29 protein-coding genes are annotated in these 16,820 nt (G+C 40.9%); all 29 read left to right on the forward strand.

Annotated features, from left to right (window positions below):
- The first annotated feature begins 4 nt into the window (after nt 1–4).
- The 29 genes from rpsC (at nt 5) to cysM (ending at nt 16,800) form a co-directional block, all read left to right on the forward strand.
- Nucleotides 5–736, forward strand: a complete 732-nt coding sequence (gene rpsC / locus BM073_RS07785) for a 30S ribosomal protein S3 (RefSeq protein ID WP_091652832.1) — start codon at nt 5–7, stop codon at nt 734–736.
- A gap of 23 nt (nt 737–759) precedes the next feature.
- A complete protein-coding gene (gene rplP / locus BM073_RS07790) occupies nt 760–1,179 on the forward strand; it encodes a 50S ribosomal protein L16 (protein ID WP_091652834.1) in 420 nt (139 codons plus the stop codon).
- Between the two features lie 9 nt (nt 1,180–1,188).
- Nucleotides 1,189–1,371 carry a 50S ribosomal protein L29 gene (gene rpmC, locus BM073_RS07795; protein WP_091652837.1) on the forward strand — a complete coding sequence of 61 codons (183 nt, stop codon included), beginning with the start codon at nt 1,189–1,191 and terminating at the stop codon, nt 1,369–1,371.
- An 18-nt stretch (nt 1,372–1,389) separates the two neighbouring features.
- Nucleotides 1,390–1,653, forward strand: a complete 264-nt coding sequence (gene rpsQ / locus BM073_RS07800; protein WP_091652840.1) for a 30S ribosomal protein S17 — start codon at nt 1,390–1,392, stop codon at nt 1,651–1,653.
- Between the two features lie 2 nt (nt 1,654–1,655).
- The gene (rplN, locus tag BM073_RS07805) at nt 1,656–2,024 is read left to right on the forward strand and encodes a 50S ribosomal protein L14 (RefSeq protein ID WP_026956456.1); all 369 of its coding nucleotides are present in this window, start codon (nt 1,656–1,658) and stop codon (nt 2,022–2,024) included.
- 2 nt (nt 2,025–2,026) lie between these two features.
- Entirely contained in the window at nt 2,027–2,371 is a 345-nt protein-coding gene (rplX, locus tag BM073_RS07810; protein WP_091652843.1) for a 50S ribosomal protein L24, read from the forward strand.
- Nucleotides 2,364–2,924, forward strand: a complete 561-nt coding sequence (rplE, locus tag BM073_RS07815) for a 50S ribosomal protein L5 (RefSeq protein ID WP_091652844.1) — start codon at nt 2,364–2,366, stop codon at nt 2,922–2,924. Before rplX ends, rplE begins: the two co-directional genes overlap by 8 nt.
- Nucleotides 2,925–2,926: 2 nt before the next feature.
- The gene (rpsN, locus tag BM073_RS07820) at nt 2,927–3,196 is read left to right on the forward strand and encodes a 30S ribosomal protein S14 (RefSeq protein ID WP_026956459.1); all 270 of its coding nucleotides are present in this window, start codon (nt 2,927–2,929) and stop codon (nt 3,194–3,196) included.
- Nucleotides 3,197–3,278: 82 nt separating this feature from the next.
- Nucleotides 3,279–3,674 (forward strand): 30S ribosomal protein S8, encoded by a 396-nt coding sequence (gene rpsH, locus BM073_RS07825; protein ID WP_091652847.1) that lies wholly within the window; start codon nt 3,279–3,281, stop codon nt 3,672–3,674.
- A gap of 9 nt (nt 3,675–3,683) precedes the next feature.
- The gene (gene rplF / locus BM073_RS07830) at nt 3,684–4,241 is read left to right on the forward strand and encodes a 50S ribosomal protein L6 (protein ID WP_091652850.1); all 558 of its coding nucleotides are present in this window, start codon (nt 3,684–3,686) and stop codon (nt 4,239–4,241) included.
- A gap of 6 nt (nt 4,242–4,247) precedes the next feature.
- The gene (gene rplR, locus BM073_RS07835) at nt 4,248–4,598 is read left to right on the forward strand and encodes a 50S ribosomal protein L18 (RefSeq protein ID WP_091652854.1); all 351 of its coding nucleotides are present in this window, start codon (nt 4,248–4,250) and stop codon (nt 4,596–4,598) included.
- A 5-nt stretch (nt 4,599–4,603) separates the two neighbouring features.
- Entirely contained in the window at nt 4,604–5,122 is a 519-nt protein-coding gene (gene rpsE / locus BM073_RS07840) for a 30S ribosomal protein S5 (RefSeq protein WP_091652857.1), read from the forward strand.
- Nucleotides 5,123–5,127: 5 nt separating this feature from the next.
- Nucleotides 5,128–5,307, forward strand: coding sequence for a 50S ribosomal protein L30 (gene rpmD / locus BM073_RS07845; RefSeq protein ID WP_091652860.1), 180 nt, complete (start codon nt 5,128–5,130; stop codon nt 5,305–5,307).
- A 2-nt stretch (nt 5,308–5,309) separates the two neighbouring features.
- Complete coding sequence (gene rplO / locus BM073_RS07850; protein ID WP_091652863.1) at nt 5,310–5,756, forward strand: 50S ribosomal protein L15; 447 nt, start codon at nt 5,310–5,312, stop codon at nt 5,754–5,756.
- Nucleotides 5,757–5,760: 4 nt separating this feature from the next.
- Nucleotides 5,761–7,080 carry a preprotein translocase subunit SecY gene (gene secY, locus BM073_RS07855; RefSeq protein ID WP_091652866.1) on the forward strand — a complete coding sequence of 440 codons (1,320 nt, stop codon included), beginning with the start codon at nt 5,761–5,763 and terminating at the stop codon, nt 7,078–7,080.
- Nucleotide 7,081: 1 nt separating this feature from the next.
- Complete coding sequence (gene map, locus BM073_RS07860) at nt 7,082–7,855, forward strand: type I methionyl aminopeptidase (RefSeq protein ID WP_091652868.1); 774 nt, start codon at nt 7,082–7,084, stop codon at nt 7,853–7,855.
- Nucleotide 7,856: 1 nt separating this feature from the next.
- Complete coding sequence (gene infA, locus BM073_RS07865; protein WP_008202999.1) at nt 7,857–8,075, forward strand: translation initiation factor IF-1; 219 nt, start codon at nt 7,857–7,859, stop codon at nt 8,073–8,075.
- A 93-nt stretch (nt 8,076–8,168) separates the two neighbouring features.
- Entirely contained in the window at nt 8,169–8,285 is a 117-nt protein-coding gene (gene rpmJ, locus BM073_RS07870) for a 50S ribosomal protein L36 (RefSeq protein ID WP_091652871.1), read from the forward strand.
- A gap of 2 nt (nt 8,286–8,287) precedes the next feature.
- Complete coding sequence (gene rpsM, locus BM073_RS07875; protein WP_091652874.1) at nt 8,288–8,665, forward strand: 30S ribosomal protein S13; 378 nt, start codon at nt 8,288–8,290, stop codon at nt 8,663–8,665.
- A 15-nt stretch (nt 8,666–8,680) separates the two neighbouring features.
- Nucleotides 8,681–9,079, forward strand: coding sequence for a 30S ribosomal protein S11 (gene rpsK, locus BM073_RS07880; RefSeq protein WP_091652876.1), 399 nt, complete (start codon nt 8,681–8,683; stop codon nt 9,077–9,079).
- 17 nt (nt 9,080–9,096) lie between these two features.
- The gene (gene rpsD, locus BM073_RS07885) at nt 9,097–9,702 is read left to right on the forward strand and encodes a 30S ribosomal protein S4 (protein ID WP_091652879.1); all 606 of its coding nucleotides are present in this window, start codon (nt 9,097–9,099) and stop codon (nt 9,700–9,702) included.
- A 39-nt stretch (nt 9,703–9,741) separates the two neighbouring features.
- Nucleotides 9,742–10,731: a DNA-directed RNA polymerase subunit alpha gene (locus BM073_RS07890; protein WP_091652882.1), complete on the forward strand. Its 990-nt coding sequence runs from the start codon at nt 9,742–9,744 to the stop codon at nt 10,729–10,731.
- Nucleotides 10,732–10,736: 5 nt separating this feature from the next.
- Nucleotides 10,737–11,270, forward strand: a complete 534-nt coding sequence (gene rplQ, locus BM073_RS07895; protein ID WP_091652884.1) for a 50S ribosomal protein L17 — start codon at nt 10,737–10,739, stop codon at nt 11,268–11,270.
- A 115-nt stretch (nt 11,271–11,385) separates the two neighbouring features.
- Nucleotides 11,386–12,483: a glutamine-hydrolyzing carbamoyl-phosphate synthase small subunit gene (gene carA, locus BM073_RS07900; protein WP_091652887.1), complete on the forward strand. Its 1,098-nt coding sequence runs from the start codon at nt 11,386–11,388 to the stop codon at nt 12,481–12,483.
- Nucleotides 12,484–12,504: 21 nt separating this feature from the next.
- On the forward strand, nt 12,505–13,788 hold the full coding sequence (gene eno, locus BM073_RS07905; protein ID WP_091652889.1) for a phosphopyruvate hydratase: 1,284 nt from the start codon (nt 12,505–12,507) through the stop codon (nt 13,786–13,788).
- A gap of 463 nt (nt 13,789–14,251) precedes the next feature.
- Nucleotides 14,252–14,539: an FtsB family cell division protein gene (locus tag BM073_RS07910; protein ID WP_091652892.1), complete on the forward strand. Its 288-nt coding sequence runs from the start codon at nt 14,252–14,254 to the stop codon at nt 14,537–14,539.
- Nucleotides 14,520–15,071: a hypothetical protein gene (locus BM073_RS07915; RefSeq protein ID WP_091652894.1), complete on the forward strand. Its 552-nt coding sequence runs from the start codon at nt 14,520–14,522 to the stop codon at nt 15,069–15,071. The genes BM073_RS07910 and BM073_RS07915 overlap by 20 nt, the downstream gene beginning before the upstream one ends.
- An 18-nt stretch (nt 15,072–15,089) precedes the next feature.
- Complete coding sequence (locus BM073_RS07920) at nt 15,090–15,935, forward strand: serine O-acetyltransferase (protein ID WP_091652897.1); 846 nt, start codon at nt 15,090–15,092, stop codon at nt 15,933–15,935.
- Entirely contained in the window at nt 15,922–16,800 is an 879-nt protein-coding gene (cysM, locus tag BM073_RS07925; protein ID WP_091652900.1) for a cysteine synthase CysM, read from the forward strand. The genes BM073_RS07920 and cysM overlap by 14 nt, the downstream gene beginning before the upstream one ends.
- Nucleotides 16,801–16,820: the final 20 nt, after the last annotated feature.

Below are 16,820 nucleotides of genomic sequence, written 5' to 3' on the forward strand. Positions count from 1 at the left end.
GACTATGGGACAAAAGATTAACCCAATAGGATTTAGACTTGGTGTAGTCAAAGGCTGGGATTCCAACTGGTATGGTGGGAAAGACTTCGCTGAAAAACTATACGAAGATCAGCAAATCCGTAAGTACGTCCTTGCCAGAATTCCTAAGGGTGGGATTGCTAAGGTGATCATTGAGCGTACGCTTAAGAGAATCACACTTACCATTCATACCGCTCGACCAGGTGTAGTTATTGGTAAAGGTGGAGCCGAAGTAGATAAGCTAAAAGAAGAGCTTAAAAAGATCACCAACAAAGACATTCAAATCAACATCTTTGAAATCAAAAGACCTGAATTGGATGCCAAGTTAGTAGGTGAGTCTATCGCTCAGCAGCTTCAGGCTAGAATTTCCTTCAGAAGAGCAATGAAACAAGCCATTGCAGCATCCATGAGAGTGGGAGCAGAAGGAATCAAAGTAAAACTTTCTGGTCGTTTAGGTGGTGCCGAAATGGCCCGTTCTGAAATGTACAAAGAGGGTCGTATTCCTCTACACACATTGAGAGCCGACATTGATTACGCTATTTCCGAAGCATTGACTGTTTACGGTATTATCGGTATCAAAGTATGGATCTTCAAAGGTGAAGTGTACGGTAAGAGAGACTTGTCTCCTAATCAAGGTGCAGCTAATGAGCCAAAAGGCCCAAGAAACGCTGGTCCTAAGAGAGACGGAGGTCCTAGACGCAGAAAAAGAAATAACTAATTTTCACCGATAAGTGAGAAATCATGTTACAGCCGAAAAGAACTAAATATAGAAAAATGCAAAAGGGCCGTGTCAAAGGCATTGCACAAAGAGGGCATACGCTCGCTTTTGGCAACTTTGGCATCAAGTCCCTGGAAGCAGGATGGATCACCTCTCGTCAGATCGAGGCAGCTCGTATCGCAATGACAAGAGCAATGAAAAGAGAAGGTCAGGTTTGGATCAGAATTTTCCCTGACAAACCTATCACTAAGAAGCCTGCTGAAGTACGTATGGGTAAAGGTAAAGGTGCTCCTGAATATTGGGTAGCAGTTATCAAGCCTGGAACCATCCTCTTCGAAGCTACTGGTGTACCTTTGGAAACTGCTAAAGAAGCCTTGAGATTGGCTCAGCAGAAACTTCCTGTAAGCACCAAATTTGTTGTTCGTAGAGACTACGCAGAATAATTAGGAACTATGAAAAATACAGAGATCCAATCACTTTCCGCAAGTGAAATCGCTGAGAAAATCAGCGCCGAGAAAACGAATCTGAGCAAACTTCAATTTGCTCACTCAATTTCTCCCATCGAGAATCCTAACAGAATACGCGAAACCAAGCGTCTTATCGCAAGATTGAAGACTGCATTGGCTGGCAAATAATAGCTAACAGAAAATAAAATGGCTACGATCGAAAGAAATCTTCGAAAAGAAAGAATTGGTAAAGTCGTAAGCAACAAGATGGATAAGTCCATTACTGTAGCCGTGGAAAGAAGAGTAAAACACGGTATGTACGGTAAGTTCGTTGCAAAGACTACCAAATTTATGGCTCATGACGAGAAAAACGAATGTAACCCAGGTGACATCGTGAAAATAAGTGAAACTCGTCCGCTGAGTAAGAACAAGCGTTGGAGATTAGTTGAAATTATTGAAAGGGCTAAGTAATCATGATACAGCAAGAATCCAGACTAAGTGTGGCGGACAACTCCGGTGCCAAAGAGGTATTGGTCATCCGCGTATTGGGAGGTACTAAAAAACGATATGCTTCTATCGGTGATAAAGTAGTCGTGACTGTAAAGTCTGCCCTTTCCTCCAGCAACATGAAAAAAGGTACCGTTTCAAGAGCGGTTATCGTACGTACCAAGAAAGAAGTAAGACGTAAAGACGGTTCTTACATTCGTTTCGAGGACAACGCTGCTGTATTGTTGAACAACAACGATGAACCTAGAGGTACTCGTATTTTCGGCCCTGTGGCTAGAGAATTGAGAGAGAAGCAGTTTATGAAAATCGTTTCTTTGGCCCCTGAAGTATTGTAATCATGGAAAGAAAATTCAACAAGCAGTCTAAACTGCACATCAAAACCGGAGACACTGTGAAAGTGATCGCAGGTGATGACAAAGGTAAAACAGGGAAAGTTCTTTCTGTAGATACTGCTAAAAGCAGAGCTTATGTAGAAGGCATCAATATCGTAACTAAACACGTGAAGCCTACTGCTGCTAAGCCTCAAGGTGGTATCGAGAAGAAAGAAGCTTCTGTACATATCAGTAACCTGATGCTTGTAGATCCTAAGACTGGTGAAGCTACCAGAACTGGACGCAAGGCAGGTGAAAATGGTAAATTAGTAAGATACTCTAAGAAAACAGGGGAGGTGATCAATGGCTAATCCTAGAATGAAGCAAAAGTATGTGAACGATATCGTTCCTGCTTTGAAAGAAAAATTCCAGTATTCATCTGTAATGCAGGTTCCTAAATTGAGCAAAATTGTGCTTAATAAAGGTATCGGTGCTGCAGTAGCTGATAAGAAATTGGTTGACCAAGGCGTGGAAGAACTTTCTTTGATCACAGGTCAGAGAGCAGTATCTACCAAAGCTAAAACTTCTGTTTCTAACTTTAAGCTAAGAGAAGGCATGCCTATCGGTGCTAAAGTTACTTTGAGAGGAGAGAAAATGTATGAATTCCTTGATAGATTGATGACCGTGGCACTTCCACGTGTTCGTGACTTCAAAGGAATTTCTGACAAAGGATTTGATGGAAGAGGTAATTACACCTTAGGTGTAACCGAACAAATCATCTTCCCAGAAATCTCTATCGAAAAAGTAAATAGAATTTCCGGTATGGATATCACATTTGTGACTACCGCAAATACTGACGAAGAAAGCTTAGCATTATTGAAGGCTTTCGGTATGCCGTTCGTTAATAAAAATAAAGAAGAATAATCATGGCAAGAGAGTCAATCAAAGCTCGTGAGAGAAAAAGAGAACGTCTGGTAGCCAAGTATGCCAAGAAAAGAGCTGAGCTGAAAGCAGCTGGCGATTATGAGGCACTTGATAAATTGCCAAAGAACGCTTCTCCGGTTAGATTACACAATAGATGTAAGTTGACCGGTCGTCCAAAAGGCTACATGAGAAAGTTTGGTATCAACAGGGTAACCTTCCGTGAAATGGCCTCAGCAGGCAAGATCCCGGGAGTGACTAAGTCCAGCTGGTAAAATAACGACAGTAGTTTTTATTTAAAAAATCAATTCGTAACTTTGCACGCCCAAAACGGGTGGAGCTAGACTATATAATACCATGACTGATCCAATAGCCGATTATCTGACTAGATTGAGAAATGCCATTAAGGCTTCTCACAGAATCGTTGAGATACCTGCTTCTAATATCAAGAAGGAGATCACTAAAGTATTGCATGACAAAGGGTATATCCAGAACTATAAGTTCGAGGATAATGGACCTCAAGGCACAATCAAAATTGCTTTGAAATACAATCCAACTACCAAGAAGAACGCAATCGTGAGCCTGAAGAGAGTTAGTACGCCAGGTTTAAGAAAGTATGTAAAACATGACGAGCTACCAAGAGTCATCAATGGACTTGGTATTGCCGTTATTTCGACCTCTAAAGGGGTAATGACAGACAAAGAAGCCCGCACCGAAGGTATCGGGGGCGAAGTACTTTGCTACGTATATTAATTTACTATCATGTCAAGAATAGGTAAAAAACCAATAAATCTACCCAGCGGTGTTACTGTAGACGTGGCTACAAAAGGTGTAGTTACTGTTAAAGGTCCAAAGGGTACACTGACTCAGGATGTGAATCCTGATATTCAGGTGACAGTGGAAAACAACCAAGTTGTTGTTTCCAGACCTACTGACTCTAAAAGACATAAGTCTATGCACGGTCTTTACAGATCTTTGATCAACAATATGGTGATCGGAGTTTCTGAAGGATTCAAGAAAGACTTGGAACTTGTAGGTGTAGGTTATAAGGCAACCAACCAAGGTCAAGTATTAGAATTGAACTTGGGATATTCTCACAACATCTTCTTTGCACTTCCTGAAAGTGTATCTGTGAAGACTGAGACTCCGAAAGGTAAAAATCCAATCATCTCTTTGGAAGCAATTGACAAAGAACTGATCGGACAAGTAGCGGCAAAAATTAGATCTCTTCGTAAGATCGAGCCTTACAAAGGCAAAGGTGTGCGCTTCGTTGGTGAACAAATTAGACGTAAGGCTGGTAAAACTGCCGGTAAAAAATAATAGGTTATGGCATTTAATAAGAATTCCAGAAGACTTAGAATCAAGCAGGGTATCCGCAGAAAGATCTCCGGTACCGATTCCAGACCACGTTTATCAGTATTCAAAAGTAATACTGGTATCTACGCGCAATTGGTGGATGACCTTAAAGGTCGTACTTTGGCACAGGCTTCCTCTAAGGAGTTGGGCGCTAAAGAAAACACCAATGTATCAATCGCTTCGGAGGTTGGTAAAAAACTCGCTGAGAGAGCCGTTGCTAATGGTGTTAGCGAAGTAGTATTTGACAGAAATGGCTACTTGTATCACGGAAAAGTGAAAGCTTTGGCAGATGGTGCCAGAGAGGGAGGCCTTAAATTTTAATTATTATGTCTCAACTGAAAAAGAAGCCCATTAGGGCCACAGATACAGATTTAAAAGAAAAAGTAGTAGCGATCAACCGAGTAGCCAAAGTGGTAAAAGGTGGTAGAAGATTCTCTTTTTCTGCAATCGTAGTAGTCGGAGATGGCAATGGTGTTGTAGGTTATGGTTTGGGTAAAGCCAACGAAGTAACTGATGCAATCACTAAAGGCATCGAGGACGCAAAGAAAAACTTGGTAAAAGTACCGGTTTTGAAAGGTACTATTCCGCATGAGCAGATTGGTAAGTTTGGTGGAGGTTTTGTCCTTATCAAACCAGCTGCTGCAGGTACTGGTGTAATCGCCGGTGGTGCGATGCGTGCCGTATTGGAATCTGCAGGTGTAACTGACGTATTGGCTAAGTCCAAAGGTTCTTCCAACCCACACAACGTGGTGAAAGCAACCATCGATGCGTTGATGCAACTGAGAGATGCTATCTCTGTGTCACAACAGAGAGGTGTGAAAATGTCTAAAGTTTTTAATGGATAATCATCATGGCTAAGATCAAAATCACACAAACGAAATCTGTTATTGACAGACCAAAAGATCAAAAAGCTACCATTACTGCTTTAGGTCTAGGCAAAATCAACAAATCTGTTGAAGTAGAAAATACTCCACAGATTGCCGGTATGGTCAAGAAAGTTAATCACCTTGTAAAAGTGGAGGAAGCTTAATTATGAAACTGCATACATTACAACCAGCCGAAGGATCAACCAAAAATCGTAAGAGAATTGGTAGAGGTACTGGATCCGGTAGAGGGGGAACTTCTACAAGAGGTCATAAAGGTGCAAAATCAAGATCCGGTTATAAGACTAAATTGGGCTTTGAAGGTGGTCAAATGCCACTTCAAAGAAGAGTTCCTAAATTTGGTTTCAAAAGCTTGAACAGAGTTGAGTTCAAACCGGTAAATTTGGATACCTTGCAAAGCCTTGCAACGACCTACAATCTTGAATCAATCGACATGGATACAATGGTGTCTCACGGCATCGCTTCCAAAAACGACAAAATCAAGATTTTGGGCGGAGGTGAATTGAGTTCCAAAGTATCAGTAACTGCTCATAGCTTCTCTGCCAGCGCTGTAGCTGCCATTGAAAAAGCGGGTGGTTCAGTAAACAAGATTTAATTAAATGAAAAAGTTTATTTCGACAGTTAAGAACATTTTCTCTATCGAAGACCTACGAGTGAGAATCTTGAATACGATCGGTTTTCTGATCATTTTCAGATTGGGTTCTTTTATCGTACTTCCTGGAGTTGATCCTTCCAAATTAGGAGGACCTCAAGAAGGGATATTTGGTCTGATAGATACATTCCTTGGTGGTGCGTTCAGTAATGCCTCCATCTTTGGACTGGGTATTATGCCTTACATTTCTGCTTCCATTGTGTTGCAGCTGTTGACTGTCGGAGTACCCTACTTTCAAAAAATGCAAAAAGAGGGTGAATCTGGAAGAAAAAGAATTAATCAGATCACTCGAGTTCTCACCATTCTGATTACAATCGCCCAAGGTATAGGCTACGTTACAGCCACTATATTGCCTACCGGCGCAGTGATGGTAAGTACTTCCCTGTTCATGTTTAGCTCTCTTGTGTTGCTTTCCGCTGGAACTATGTTCTGTATGTGGTTAGGTGAAAAAATTACAGAGAAAGGTATCGGAAACGGTATCTCAATGTTGATCATGATTGGTATTATTTCTCGATTCCCTGGAGCATTAATTGCTGAAGGTGTGGAGAAAGGATCTTCAGGTCTTTTGCTTTTATTAATTGAGGCGGGTGTTTTATTCTTCGTAGTAGTTGGGGTGATCGCCTTGACAGAAGCTACAAGAAGAATTCCGGTTCAATATGCCAAGCAAGTTGTAGGCGGTAAGGTTTATGGAGGTCAGCGCCAATACATTCCTATTAAAGTGAATGCATCTGGTGTAATGCCTATCATCTTTGCTCAGTCTTTGATGTTTGTTCCAGCTTTGATTGCTCAGATCTGGGCAGGAGAAAGTGATATTGCTAACTATATCGGAACGACCTTCTCTGACTTCACTTCTTGGCAGTATAACTTGCTCTTTGCAGTATTGATCATTGTATTCACTTTCTTCTACACTGCCATCACGGTTAATCCTGAGCAGATAGCAGAAGATATGAAGAGAAATGGTGGGTTTGTACCGGGTATTAAGCCTGGAGCCCCTACCTCTGAGTTTATAGATGGAATCATTTCCAAAATCACATTGCCAGGTTCTATCCTTTTGGCAGCTGTAGCGATTCTTCCTGCCTTGGCTATAATTGCTGGTGTTGGTGGAGAGTTTGCTCAGTTCTATGGAGGTACTTCCTTGCTGATTATGGTGGGTGTTATCATGGATACACTTCGTCAGATAGAAAGTTATCTATTGATGAGACATTACGAGGGAATGATGAAGTCTGGTAATATGAAGAATAATCCTTCTAATTACCAAGTAGCTTAAGATGATTCATTACAAAACCTCAGAGGAGGTTCAAAAGATTAAAGAAAGTGCAGATATTTTGGCGAAAGCCCACGGGGAAGTAGCCAAACATATCAAGGTAGGGGAAAAGACCTCTCACCTAGATAAAATTGCTGAGGAGTTTATTCGGGATCACGGTGCAGTTCCTTCATTTAAGGGCTACAACGGTTTTCCCGCATCACTCTGTATTTCTGTGAACGAAGTTGTTGTTCACGGTTTTCCCAGCGAATATGAATTGAAAGATGGCGATATAATCTCAGTAGATTGTGGAGTCTTTCACCAAGGTTTTCATAGCGATTCCGCTTATACTTACCCTGTCGGTGAAGTTTCCACTCCTGTTCTGAATTTACTTAGAGCCACTAAAGATTCACTTTACTTGGGAATCGAACAGGCAATTTTTGGTAACCGTATTGGGGATATTGGCAATGCCATTCAAAAATTTGTTGAAGCCAAAGGCTATACAGTTGTAAGAGAACTTGTAGGCCATGGACTTGGTAAAAATTTGCATGAGGCACCAGAAGTACCCAATTATGGTAAAAGGGGGAGCGGTCCTCTGTTAAAAGCAGGGATGGTAATTGCGATTGAGCCCATGGTAAATCTTGGATCTAGAAATATTGTCCAAGAGGCTGATGGATGGACAATCCGGACTTCGGATAGAAAACCATCTGCACATTATGAGCATACAGTAGCGATTTTCGAAGATAGAACTGAGGTCTTAACGACCCATAAATACATAGAAGAGAATTTTAAATTCTAATATGGCAAAACAGACATCAATAGAGCAAGACGGAACAATCATCGAAGCTTTATCCAATGCAATGTTCAAAGTCGAGTTGGAAAACGGCCACCAGTTGATTGCGCATATTTCCGGCAAGATGAGGATGAATTACATTAAAATCCTACCTGGAGATCGTGTCAAATTAGAACTTTCTCCATATGATTTATCTAAAGGTAGAATAGTATATCGATATAAATAAACTGATATGAAATCGAGCAAGTCGGATTTCTTTATTAAAGATGATCCACTGACCAGCGAGATAACATATGGCCGACAATAAAATTATACTCATATGAAAGTTAAAGCATCTATCAAAAAGAGAAGCGTTGACTGTAAGTTGATCCGAAGAAATGGGAAACTTTATGTCATCAATAAGAAGAATCCTAAGTTTAAACAAAGACAAGGTTAATCATGGCTAGAATTGCAGGTGTAGATATACCAGACAATAAGCGCGGGGAAGTAGGTCTTACCTACATCTTCGGAATCGGAAGAAGCTCCGCCAGAGCTATCCTGAGCAAAGCCGGTATCTCTTTCGACAAGAAAGCAGGTGAGTGGAATGATGACGAATCTACCGCTATCCGTAATATCATTGCCGAAGAATTCAGAACCGAAGGTGTTTTGAAATCAGAGATCCAATTGAACATCAAGCGACTAATGGATATTGGTTGTTATAGAGGTTTGAGACACAGAAAAGGACTTCCGGTGCGTGGTCAAAAGACTAAAAACAACGCCAGAACAAGGAAGGGTAAGAGAAAGACTGTTGCTAACAAGAAGAAGGCAACTAAATAAAACCTGATTTAGATTATGGCTCAGAAAAGAAACGATAAAGCAAAAGGTAAAAAAAGAGTAGTAAAGGTAGAAGCTGTAGGTCAGGCGCATATCAAAGCCTCCTTCAACAATATCATCATCTCTATTACCAATAATGCAGGACAAGTAATCTCTTGGGCTTCTGCCGGTAAAATGGGTTTCAGAGGTTCTAAGAAAAATACTCCTTACGCTGCGCAAATGGCCGCTCAAAACTGCGGTCAGGTTGCTTACGACTTAGGTTTGAGAAAAATCGAAGTATTCGTAAAAGGTCCAGGTGCTGGTCGAGAATCCGCGATCAGAACATTGCAAAATGTAGGTTTGGATGTGACTACTATCATCGATGTGACTCCAATGCCACACAATGGATGTCGTCCACCTAAGCGTAGAAGAGTTTAATTATAAAATTGTAAGAAATGGCTAGATATACAGGTCCTAAAGCAAAGATCGCCCGAAAGTTTGGCGAGCCTATCGAAGGGCATAGCAAAGCGCTTCAAAAGAAAAACTATCCTCCAGGACAGCATGGTCGTGGAAGAAGAAAGAAGCAGTCAGAATATGCTATCCAGCTTGCTGAGAAGCAAAAAGCAAAATACATCTACGGTGTATTGGAAAGACAGTTCGCTAAAATGTTTGATATCGCTTCTAGAAAGCAGGGTATCACAGGTGAAAACTTGCTTCAGCTTTTGGAAGCTAGATTGGATAACACCGTTTATAGAATGGGAATCTCCCCAACTAGAAGAGGTGCAAGACAATTGGTTTCTCACAAGCATATTCTAGTAAACGGTGAAGTAGTGAACATTCCTTCTTACTCATTGAAGCCAGGAGATGTGGTTTCTGTAAGAGAACGTTCCAAGTCTTTGGAGGCTATTACCAATAGCTTAGCTGGTAGAGGTGCAAACAAGTATTCCTGGTTAGAGTGGGATAGCGCTTCTTTGTCCGGCAAATTCGTCAGTGTGCCTTCTAGAGATGATATTCCAGAAAATATCAAGGAGCAGCTCATCGTCGAACTTTACTCTAAGTAATATTTACTATTTTCAGCTTTTAAAAAAAGAACAAGATATATGTCCATACTAGCATTTCAAATGCCCGAAAAAGTGGTAATGGAAAAAGCCGATGACTTCCATGGCTTGTTTACTTTCAAACCACTGGAAAAAGGCTATGGAGTTACCATCGGTAACGCCCTAAGAAGAATTTTGCTTTCTTCGTTGGAGGGTTATGCCATCACTTCCATCAAGATTCCTGGAGTGGTGCATGAGTTTTCCACCATCGATGGTGTAGTGGAGGATGTGACCGACATTATTTTGAACCTGAAGCAGGTACGTTTCAAGAAAGTGCATGAAGCATTTGACGGAAAAATCACTGTTGAAGTAAAAAATCAGTCTGTCTTCACTGCAGGGGACATTGCGAAGTTCACTTCTTCCTTCGAGGTATTGAATCCGGATTTGGTTATTTGCCACATCGATGAGTCCAAAACTTTCGAGATCGAATTGAATGTCGAAAAAGGAAGAGGCTACTTACCAGCTGAAGAATCCAAACCAAAAGAGCAGGTATTCGGGCAAATTGCCATCGACGCCATCTTTACACCAATCAAAAATGTAAAGTACAGCGTAGAAAATACCCGTGTGGAGCAAAAGACTGACTTCGAAAAATTGATCCTTGAAGTTTCAACTGATGGTTCTATCCATCCTGAGAAAGCACTTCAGGAATCTGCTAAAATTTTGATTCAGCACTTTATGCTATTCTCTGATCAGACTATGGTTCTTGACTCTACTGGAGTTGCGGAGCCAGAGCCAATCGATGAAGAGTTCCTTCACATGAGAAAGCTTTTGAAGACTTCTCTAAGCGATCTAGACCTTTCTGTTCGTGCTTTCAACTGTTTGAAAGCTGCTGACGTGAAGACCTTGGGAGATCTTGCCAAGTTAGAAATTTCTGATATGATGAAATTCAGAAACTTCGGTAAGAAGTCTCTTGCTGAATTGGAGCAGTTGATTCAGGAAAAAGGCTTGACCTTTGGAATGGATATTTCAAAGTATAAACTTGATGAAGAATAAATAAAATGAGACACGGTAAGAAATTTAACCACCTTGGAAGGAAGGCTGCTCACAGGAAATCAATGCTTTCCAACATGGCAACTTCGCTGATTCTTCACAAGCGTATCTCAACCACGCTTGCCAAGGCAAAAGAATTGAAGAAATATGTGGAGCCTTTGATCACTAGAGCAAAGGAAGATACCACTCACAACAGACGTATGGCTTTCTCTTACTTGAAAAACAAAGAAGCTATCATTGCTTTGTTTGGTGAAGTAATCGCGAAAGTTGGTACTCGTCCAGGAGGATACACTCGTATCATCAAAACTGGTTTCAGATTGGGTGATAACGCTGAAATGTGTATCATCGAATTGGTTGACTTCAACGAATTGATGTTGAAAGATGCGAAGCCTGCTAAGAAAACTACTAGAAGATCTAGAAGAGGTTCTAGCAAGCCTGCTGAAACTACTGCTGCTGCACCTGCTGCTGAAGCAAAAACTGAAGAGCCTAAGGCTTCAGAAGCTTCTTCTGATTCAACTGATGCTGACACAGAAGAAAAGTAAATTGATATTCAATTTAAAATATAGAAAGGATTGGACTCTCGTTCAATCCTTTTTTTATACCCATACATTCCTCCTCCTTGCAAGAAATCTTTAACTTTGGGCAACTTTCTCAAACATGATTAAACATAAAGCAACCTTACTTCTAGCTGACGGAACCGTTTTCCACGGTTCATTGATTGGAAACCCCGGTACCAATGGGGGTGAGATTTGTTTCAATACCGGTATGACTGGCTATCAAGAGATCTATACAGATCCTTCTTATACCGGTCAGGTTATTGTCACTACCACTTCACACATTGGGAATTATGGTGTACATAATGAAGAAGTAGAGTCTGATCATCCTACTATTGGCGGTATCGTTGTCAATAGTTTCTCAGAAGTTTACTCCAGACTGGATGGGCATGGTTCTCTTCAGGATTATTTGGTGAAATATAAAATCACCGGAATAGCAGATATCGATACCCGTAAGTTGGTGAGACATATCCGCTCCCAAGGAGCTATGAATGCAATCATCAGTTCTGAATTTGAAGGCAATTTGGAAGGTCTTAAAGCTGAGCTTGAGAAGTTACCGGACATGAACGGCCTGGAACTTTCTTCTCAAGTTTGTACTCAAGAGCCTTATTATTATGGAGATGAAAATGCTTCAATCAAAGTTGCCTGTATGGATTTCGGGATTAAGAAAAATATCCTGAGAAACTTAGCCTCACGCGGAGTTTATTGTAAAGTATATCCAGCTAAAACAAAATTGGCGGAAATGGAAGAGTGGCAGCCTAATGCCTATTTCTTATCCAATGGTCCCGGCGATCCAGCTGTGATGGATTATGCAGTGGAAACTGTAAAGGATATTCTAAATACAGGAAAACCTGTTTTTGGAATTTGTCTCGGACACCAATTATTGGCAGAGTCAGTAGGTATTTCAACTTACAAGATGCACCATGGGCACAGAGGAATCAACCATCCTATCAAAAATATGGTGACAGGTAAAAGTGAAATTACCTCTCAAAATCACGGCTTTAATATCGTAAGAGAAGATACTGAAAAGCATCCTGAGGTGGAGATTACTCATGTTCACCTGAATGACAATACAGTGGCGGGCATCAAGCTGAAAAATAAACCGGCGTTTTCTGTGCAGTATCACCCGGAGTCTTCTCCTGGACCGCACGATTCCCGGTATCTTTTTGATGACTTTATCGCCTTAATCAATCAAAATTAAATCTTATAAACCTTTTAGACTATGACGTTGATTCAATCAATTCATGCAAGACAAATCCTCGATTCACGAGGTAATCCAACCGTAGAGGTGGATGTGGTAACAGAAAATGGTGCATTTGGCCGAGCGGCTGTTCCTAGTGGTGCATCTACAGGAGTTAACGAGGCCGTAGAGCTTCGTGACGGTGACAAGAGTGTATATTTAGGAAAAGGCGTATTGAAAGCCGTTTCCAATGTGAATGATATCATTGCCCCGGAATTGGTAGGAATGGAAGTTTTTGAGCAAAACATGATTGACCAGATCATGATTGACTTGGATGGAACTTCCACAAAAAGCCGCTTGGGAGCCAATGCAATACTTGGTGTTTCTTTGGCAGTTGCCAAGGCAGCAGCAATGGAAGCAGGCCAGCCATTATATCGCTATATCGGCGGTGTAAATGCTAATACGCTTCCTGTACCAATGATGAATATCATCAATGGTGGATCTCACTCTGATGCACCTATCGCATTCCAGGAGTTTATGATTCGCCCTGTAGGAGCTCCTAGCTTCTCAGAGGCAATCCGTATGGGAGCTGAAATCTTCCATAATTTGAAAAAAATCCTTCACGATAAAGGTTTGAGTACCGCAGTAGGAGACGAAGGTGGATTTGCTCCAAACTTCTCCGGCGGAACAGAGGAAGCTTTGGGTTGTATTTTAGATGCTATCGAAAAGGCTGGTTACAAAGCTGGTGACGATGTGACTATTGCTTTGGACTGTGCTGCATCTGAGTTTTTCAAAGATGGAAAATACGATTATAAGAAATTTGAAGGTGATACTGGAGTCATCAGAAGCAGAGAGGAGCAGGTAAACTATTTAGCTTCCCTAACTGAAAAATATCCAATCGATTCTATCGAAGACGGATGTGCTGAAGAAGACTGGGAAGGTTGGGCTATGTTGACCGCTAAAATCGGAGATAAAGTACAGCTAGTAGGTGATGACTTATTTGTAACAAACGTAAAGTTCCTACAAAGAGGTATCCAAGAAAAATCGGCTAATTCCATCTTGATTAAAGTAAATCAAATCGGAACATTGACTGAGACCTTGAATGCAATCAGTATGGCACATAAGGCTGGGTTTACAGCTGTAATGTCTCACAGATCCGGAGAAACAGAAGATTCAACCATCGCTGATTTGGCTGTGGCAGTTAACTGTGGTCAAATCAAAACTGGATCTGCTTCTAGATCTGATAGAATGGCTAAATACAACCAATTGCTTAGAATTGAGGAGCAGCTTGGCGATGCGGCAGTTTTCAAAGGAAGATTGAAGTAAGCCTTACTAGCTCATAAAACTTTTAAAATCCTCTGTCATAAAGACAGGGGATTTTTTGTTTAAAAAAGAAGCGGTATGAATAGTATGAGTCAATTTCTTCTTTGATATTATTTTTTCACCACCTAGGCACATAGCGAACATAGTCTTGGCAGGCTCCTATTAGGTTCCTTTCTTCAGATTTCTGCCTTTTTGAGACCGCTTCGTTGCTCCCGGTCCCGACACTGCTTACTGATACCTGTCTACTACTTACTCCCCCTGCTTCCTGCCTGCTTTTCAGATTTTTCACTTTAGACTTAAGACTTTCCCAAACTGCTAACTTTATCTTGCGGGAGTTTTAAGCTTTGCGTCGCTGCGCCTCTGCGAGCATTTTTTTACTTCAAGAGATTGCAAAACCCACAATTATCCTCCACTCGCTTCATTTTCGCATCATTTTTGTAATTTAACTTTCTGTTCTGTGTATACTATGAAGAAGCTTCTCAAACTAGGTGGTAATTTTTATGGATTGGCAACTCTTTGTTTCCTGTCTTGGATGATTTTTATTGACTCCAATAACTTGGTAAACCAGTTTAAACTAAGTCAAAAACTGAATCAGCTGGAGGATCAAAAGGAATACTATCAAGAGCGAAAAGTGAAAATTAAGTCTGAAAGAGAAGAATTAATGAGTAATCCCGAACTCTTAGAGAAGTTTGCCCGTGAAAAATACCTGATGAAGAAGCCAAGCGAAGATCTCTATGTTATTGTCAAAAAATAAACTCCTCACTCTTACTTTTCTTTTATCCTTTGGTCTGTTTTTTCAAACGCAGGCCCAAAGAGAAATCTATTCAGATTCTGTATCATTTAAAGACAGGCTGTATTATGGAGGAAACTTCGGGATGCAGTTTGGAACAGTTACTCTATTAGACATTTCTCCTTTAGTTGGTGTTATGATCACTAATAGATATTCTGCAGGAGTTGGGGTTACTTATCAATATTTTAATGACAGGAGATTTTTTGGAAATGAATTTTCATCTTATGGCGGAAGGGTATTCAATAGGTTTAATGTACTACCCAATATTTTTATTCATGGGGAGTTCGAATCATTGAATTTTGAAAATTATAATACCCAATCTGAGCGTTTTGAGCGGATTTGGTCCAATGCCCTGTTCTTAGGCGGAGGCTACTTTGCTCCTTTCGGTGGAGGAAGGGGAGGAGCCAACTTTACTTTCCTATATAATGTGCTTCATGATAATTTAAGGTCTCCTTATGGTGAACCTTATGTGATTCGAGTTGGTTTTGTGTTGTAAGTCTCTCAACTCAAACCTATGAATTCTTTTGTTTCTAAAATTCACCGCGCCCATCAGGAGTGCTCAGATTGCCCCTCTCCCAAGGTGATACAACAATTTTTTGAAGAGGTTTTGGGATTATTATTTCCAGAATATTCTGTACAAAAAATCAAGGATGAGTCTGAGGTAGAACAAAAATTAGCCGCAAGCCAATTCACTTTGGAAGTAATCCTTCAAAGGAATACCCAGCTTCATGGTCAAAACGGAAAGGAATTGGCAGCTGAGTTTTTCAATAGACTGGAGAAAGTATACGATTGGATTCACTTGGACGTGGATGCAATGTACTCAGGAGATCCAGCAGCCAAATCCAGAACTGAGATTCTACGTTCTTATCCAGGGTTTTATTCGATAGCAGCCTATAGAATTGCTCATGAACTGCATATGTTGGGAATTAAGTTAATTCCCAGAATGATCACAGAAATTGCTCATAGTCGTACGGGAATTGACATCCATCCAGGGGCTAAAATTGGCAAGTATTTCTGTATAGATCATGGTACAGGTGTAGTGATCGGAGAAACCACAGTAATAGGCGAGCATGTAAAAATTTACCAAGGGGTTACTCTTGGTGCTTTAAGCGTAGCAAAAGCTGATGCAGATAGCAAGCGTCATCCAACCATTGAAGATCATGTAGTGATTTACGCTGGAGCTACTATTTTGGGCGGAGAAACTGTCATTGGAAAAGGAAGTACCATAGGAGGAAATGTCTGGTTGACTAAATCTGTGGCAGCAGGGTCTAAAGTTTATTATCAAGCCCAAATGTACCATGCAGATTCAGAAGTTACGGATGTGTATGTATTCAAAAACGATTCCCATGAAGCTATTTGAATTAATCGGTAATACTCCTTTGGTGGAGCTTTCCCATATCCCGACAAATCCAAAAGTCAAGATTCTTTGCAAAATGGAGGGCCAAAACCCGGGCGGAAGTGTCAAGGACAGAGCTGCGTTTAATATGCTTCAATCTGCCTTGGATAGAGGGGAAATAAAAAGGGGTGATAAATTGGTTGAGGCTACCAGCGGTAATACTGGAATTGCTTTGGCAATGGTAGCCAAAGTTTTGGGACTGGATATGACCTTGATTATGCCGGACAACTCAACTCGAGAACGGGTACTTTCCATGGAGGCTTATGGGGCAAAAGTTATTTTAACACCAGCAGCTAAAACCATCGAGTATTCTAGAACTCTGGCGGAGGAAATGAATGAGAAAGAAGGCTATTTCATGCTGAATCAATTTGCCAATCCGGATAATTATTTGGCCCATTACAAAACCACTGGACCAGAAATCTGGAATGATACGCAGGGGAAAGTTACCCACTTTGTATCTGCAATGGGTACCACAGGTACTATCATGGGGGTATCTAGATATCTCAAAGAAAAAAATCCTTCAATCCAGATAGTGGGTACCCAGCCTACCGATGGATCGAGCATTCCAGGAATCAGAAGATGGTCTCCGGAATTTTTGCCTGCGATTTTTGAAAAAGATAGAGTAGATCGAGTGATAGATGTTTCACAGGATCAGGCTACTGAAATGACACGCAGGATGGCTAAAGAAGAAGGAATATTAGCCGGAATGAGTAGTGGCGGAGCTTTACATGCAGCTATCGAGCTTTCCAAAGAACTTGAAGAAGGATTGATTGTCTGCATTACTTGCGATCGTGGAGACCGTTATTTGAGCTCAGATTTGTTTGGCTGAGATGCTTAATTATTTAATCA

The sequence above is a fragment of the Algoriphagus ornithinivorans genome, assembly GCF_900115305.1.
Taxonomy (GTDB): Bacteria; Bacteroidota; Bacteroidia; order Cytophagales; family Cyclobacteriaceae; genus Algoriphagus; species Algoriphagus ornithinivorans.

What these genes read in the sequence shown, in the direction of transcription:
- rpmD (WP_091652860.1), top strand. Translation starts at nt 5,128, where the DNA reads ATGGCTAAGATCAAAATCACACAAACGAAATCTGTTATTGACAGACCA.
- rplX (WP_091652843.1), top strand. Translation starts at nt 2,027, where the DNA reads ATGGAAAGAAAATTCAACAAGCAGTCTAAACTGCACATCAAAACCGGA.
- rplN (WP_026956456.1), top strand. Translation starts at nt 1,656, where the DNA reads ATGATACAGCAAGAATCCAGACTAAGTGTGGCGGACAACTCCGGTGCC.
- rplQ (WP_091652884.1), top strand. Translation starts at nt 10,737, where the DNA reads ATGAGACACGGTAAGAAATTTAACCACCTTGGAAGGAAGGCTGCTCAC.
- cysM (WP_091652900.1), top strand. Translation starts at nt 15,922, where the DNA reads ATGAAGCTATTTGAATTAATCGGTAATACTCCTTTGGTGGAGCTTTCC.
- rpsN (WP_026956459.1), top strand. Translation starts at nt 2,927, where the DNA reads ATGGCAAGAGAGTCAATCAAAGCTCGTGAGAGAAAAAGAGAACGTCTG.
- carA (WP_091652887.1), top strand. Translation starts at nt 11,386, where the DNA reads ATGATTAAACATAAAGCAACCTTACTTCTAGCTGACGGAACCGTTTTC.
- rpsE (WP_091652857.1), top strand. Translation starts at nt 4,604, where the DNA reads ATGTCTCAACTGAAAAAGAAGCCCATTAGGGCCACAGATACAGATTTA.
- rpsQ (WP_091652840.1), top strand. Translation starts at nt 1,390, where the DNA reads ATGGCTACGATCGAAAGAAATCTTCGAAAAGAAAGAATTGGTAAAGTC.
- BM073_RS07915 (WP_091652894.1), top strand. Translation starts at nt 14,520, where the DNA reads ATGTTATTGTCAAAAAATAAACTCCTCACTCTTACTTTTCTTTTATCC.
- eno (WP_091652889.1), top strand. Translation starts at nt 12,505, where the DNA reads ATGACGTTGATTCAATCAATTCATGCAAGACAAATCCTCGATTCACGA.
- rplF (WP_091652850.1), top strand. Translation starts at nt 3,684, where the DNA reads ATGTCAAGAATAGGTAAAAAACCAATAAATCTACCCAGCGGTGTTACT.
- rplE (WP_091652844.1), top strand. Translation starts at nt 2,364, where the DNA reads ATGGCTAATCCTAGAATGAAGCAAAAGTATGTGAACGATATCGTTCCT.
- rpsC (WP_091652832.1), top strand. Translation starts at nt 5, where the DNA reads ATGGGACAAAAGATTAACCCAATAGGATTTAGACTTGGTGTAGTCAAA.
- rpmC (WP_091652837.1), top strand. Translation starts at nt 1,189, where the DNA reads ATGAAAAATACAGAGATCCAATCACTTTCCGCAAGTGAAATCGCTGAG.
- secY (WP_091652866.1), top strand. Translation starts at nt 5,761, where the DNA reads ATGAAAAAGTTTATTTCGACAGTTAAGAACATTTTCTCTATCGAAGAC.
- map (WP_091652868.1), top strand. Translation starts at nt 7,082, where the DNA reads ATGATTCATTACAAAACCTCAGAGGAGGTTCAAAAGATTAAAGAAAGT.
- rplO (WP_091652863.1), top strand. Translation starts at nt 5,310, where the DNA reads ATGAAACTGCATACATTACAACCAGCCGAAGGATCAACCAAAAATCGT.
- rplR (WP_091652854.1), top strand. Translation starts at nt 4,248, where the DNA reads ATGGCATTTAATAAGAATTCCAGAAGACTTAGAATCAAGCAGGGTATC.
- rpsD (WP_091652879.1), top strand. Translation starts at nt 9,097, where the DNA reads ATGGCTAGATATACAGGTCCTAAAGCAAAGATCGCCCGAAAGTTTGGC.
- BM073_RS07910 (WP_091652892.1), top strand. Translation starts at nt 14,252, where the DNA reads ATGAAGAAGCTTCTCAAACTAGGTGGTAATTTTTATGGATTGGCAACT.
- infA (WP_008202999.1), top strand. Translation starts at nt 7,857, where the DNA reads ATGGCAAAACAGACATCAATAGAGCAAGACGGAACAATCATCGAAGCT.
- BM073_RS07920 (WP_091652897.1), top strand. Translation starts at nt 15,090, where the DNA reads ATGAATTCTTTTGTTTCTAAAATTCACCGCGCCCATCAGGAGTGCTCA.
- rpmJ (WP_091652871.1), top strand. Translation starts at nt 8,169, where the DNA reads ATGAAAGTTAAAGCATCTATCAAAAAGAGAAGCGTTGACTGTAAGTTG.
- rplP (WP_091652834.1), top strand. Translation starts at nt 760, where the DNA reads ATGTTACAGCCGAAAAGAACTAAATATAGAAAAATGCAAAAGGGCCGT.
- rpsH (WP_091652847.1), top strand. Translation starts at nt 3,279, where the DNA reads ATGACTGATCCAATAGCCGATTATCTGACTAGATTGAGAAATGCCATT.
- rpsM (WP_091652874.1), top strand. Translation starts at nt 8,288, where the DNA reads ATGGCTAGAATTGCAGGTGTAGATATACCAGACAATAAGCGCGGGGAA.
- rpsK (WP_091652876.1), top strand. Translation starts at nt 8,681, where the DNA reads ATGGCTCAGAAAAGAAACGATAAAGCAAAAGGTAAAAAAAGAGTAGTA.
- BM073_RS07890 (WP_091652882.1), top strand. Translation starts at nt 9,742, where the DNA reads ATGTCCATACTAGCATTTCAAATGCCCGAAAAAGTGGTAATGGAAAAA.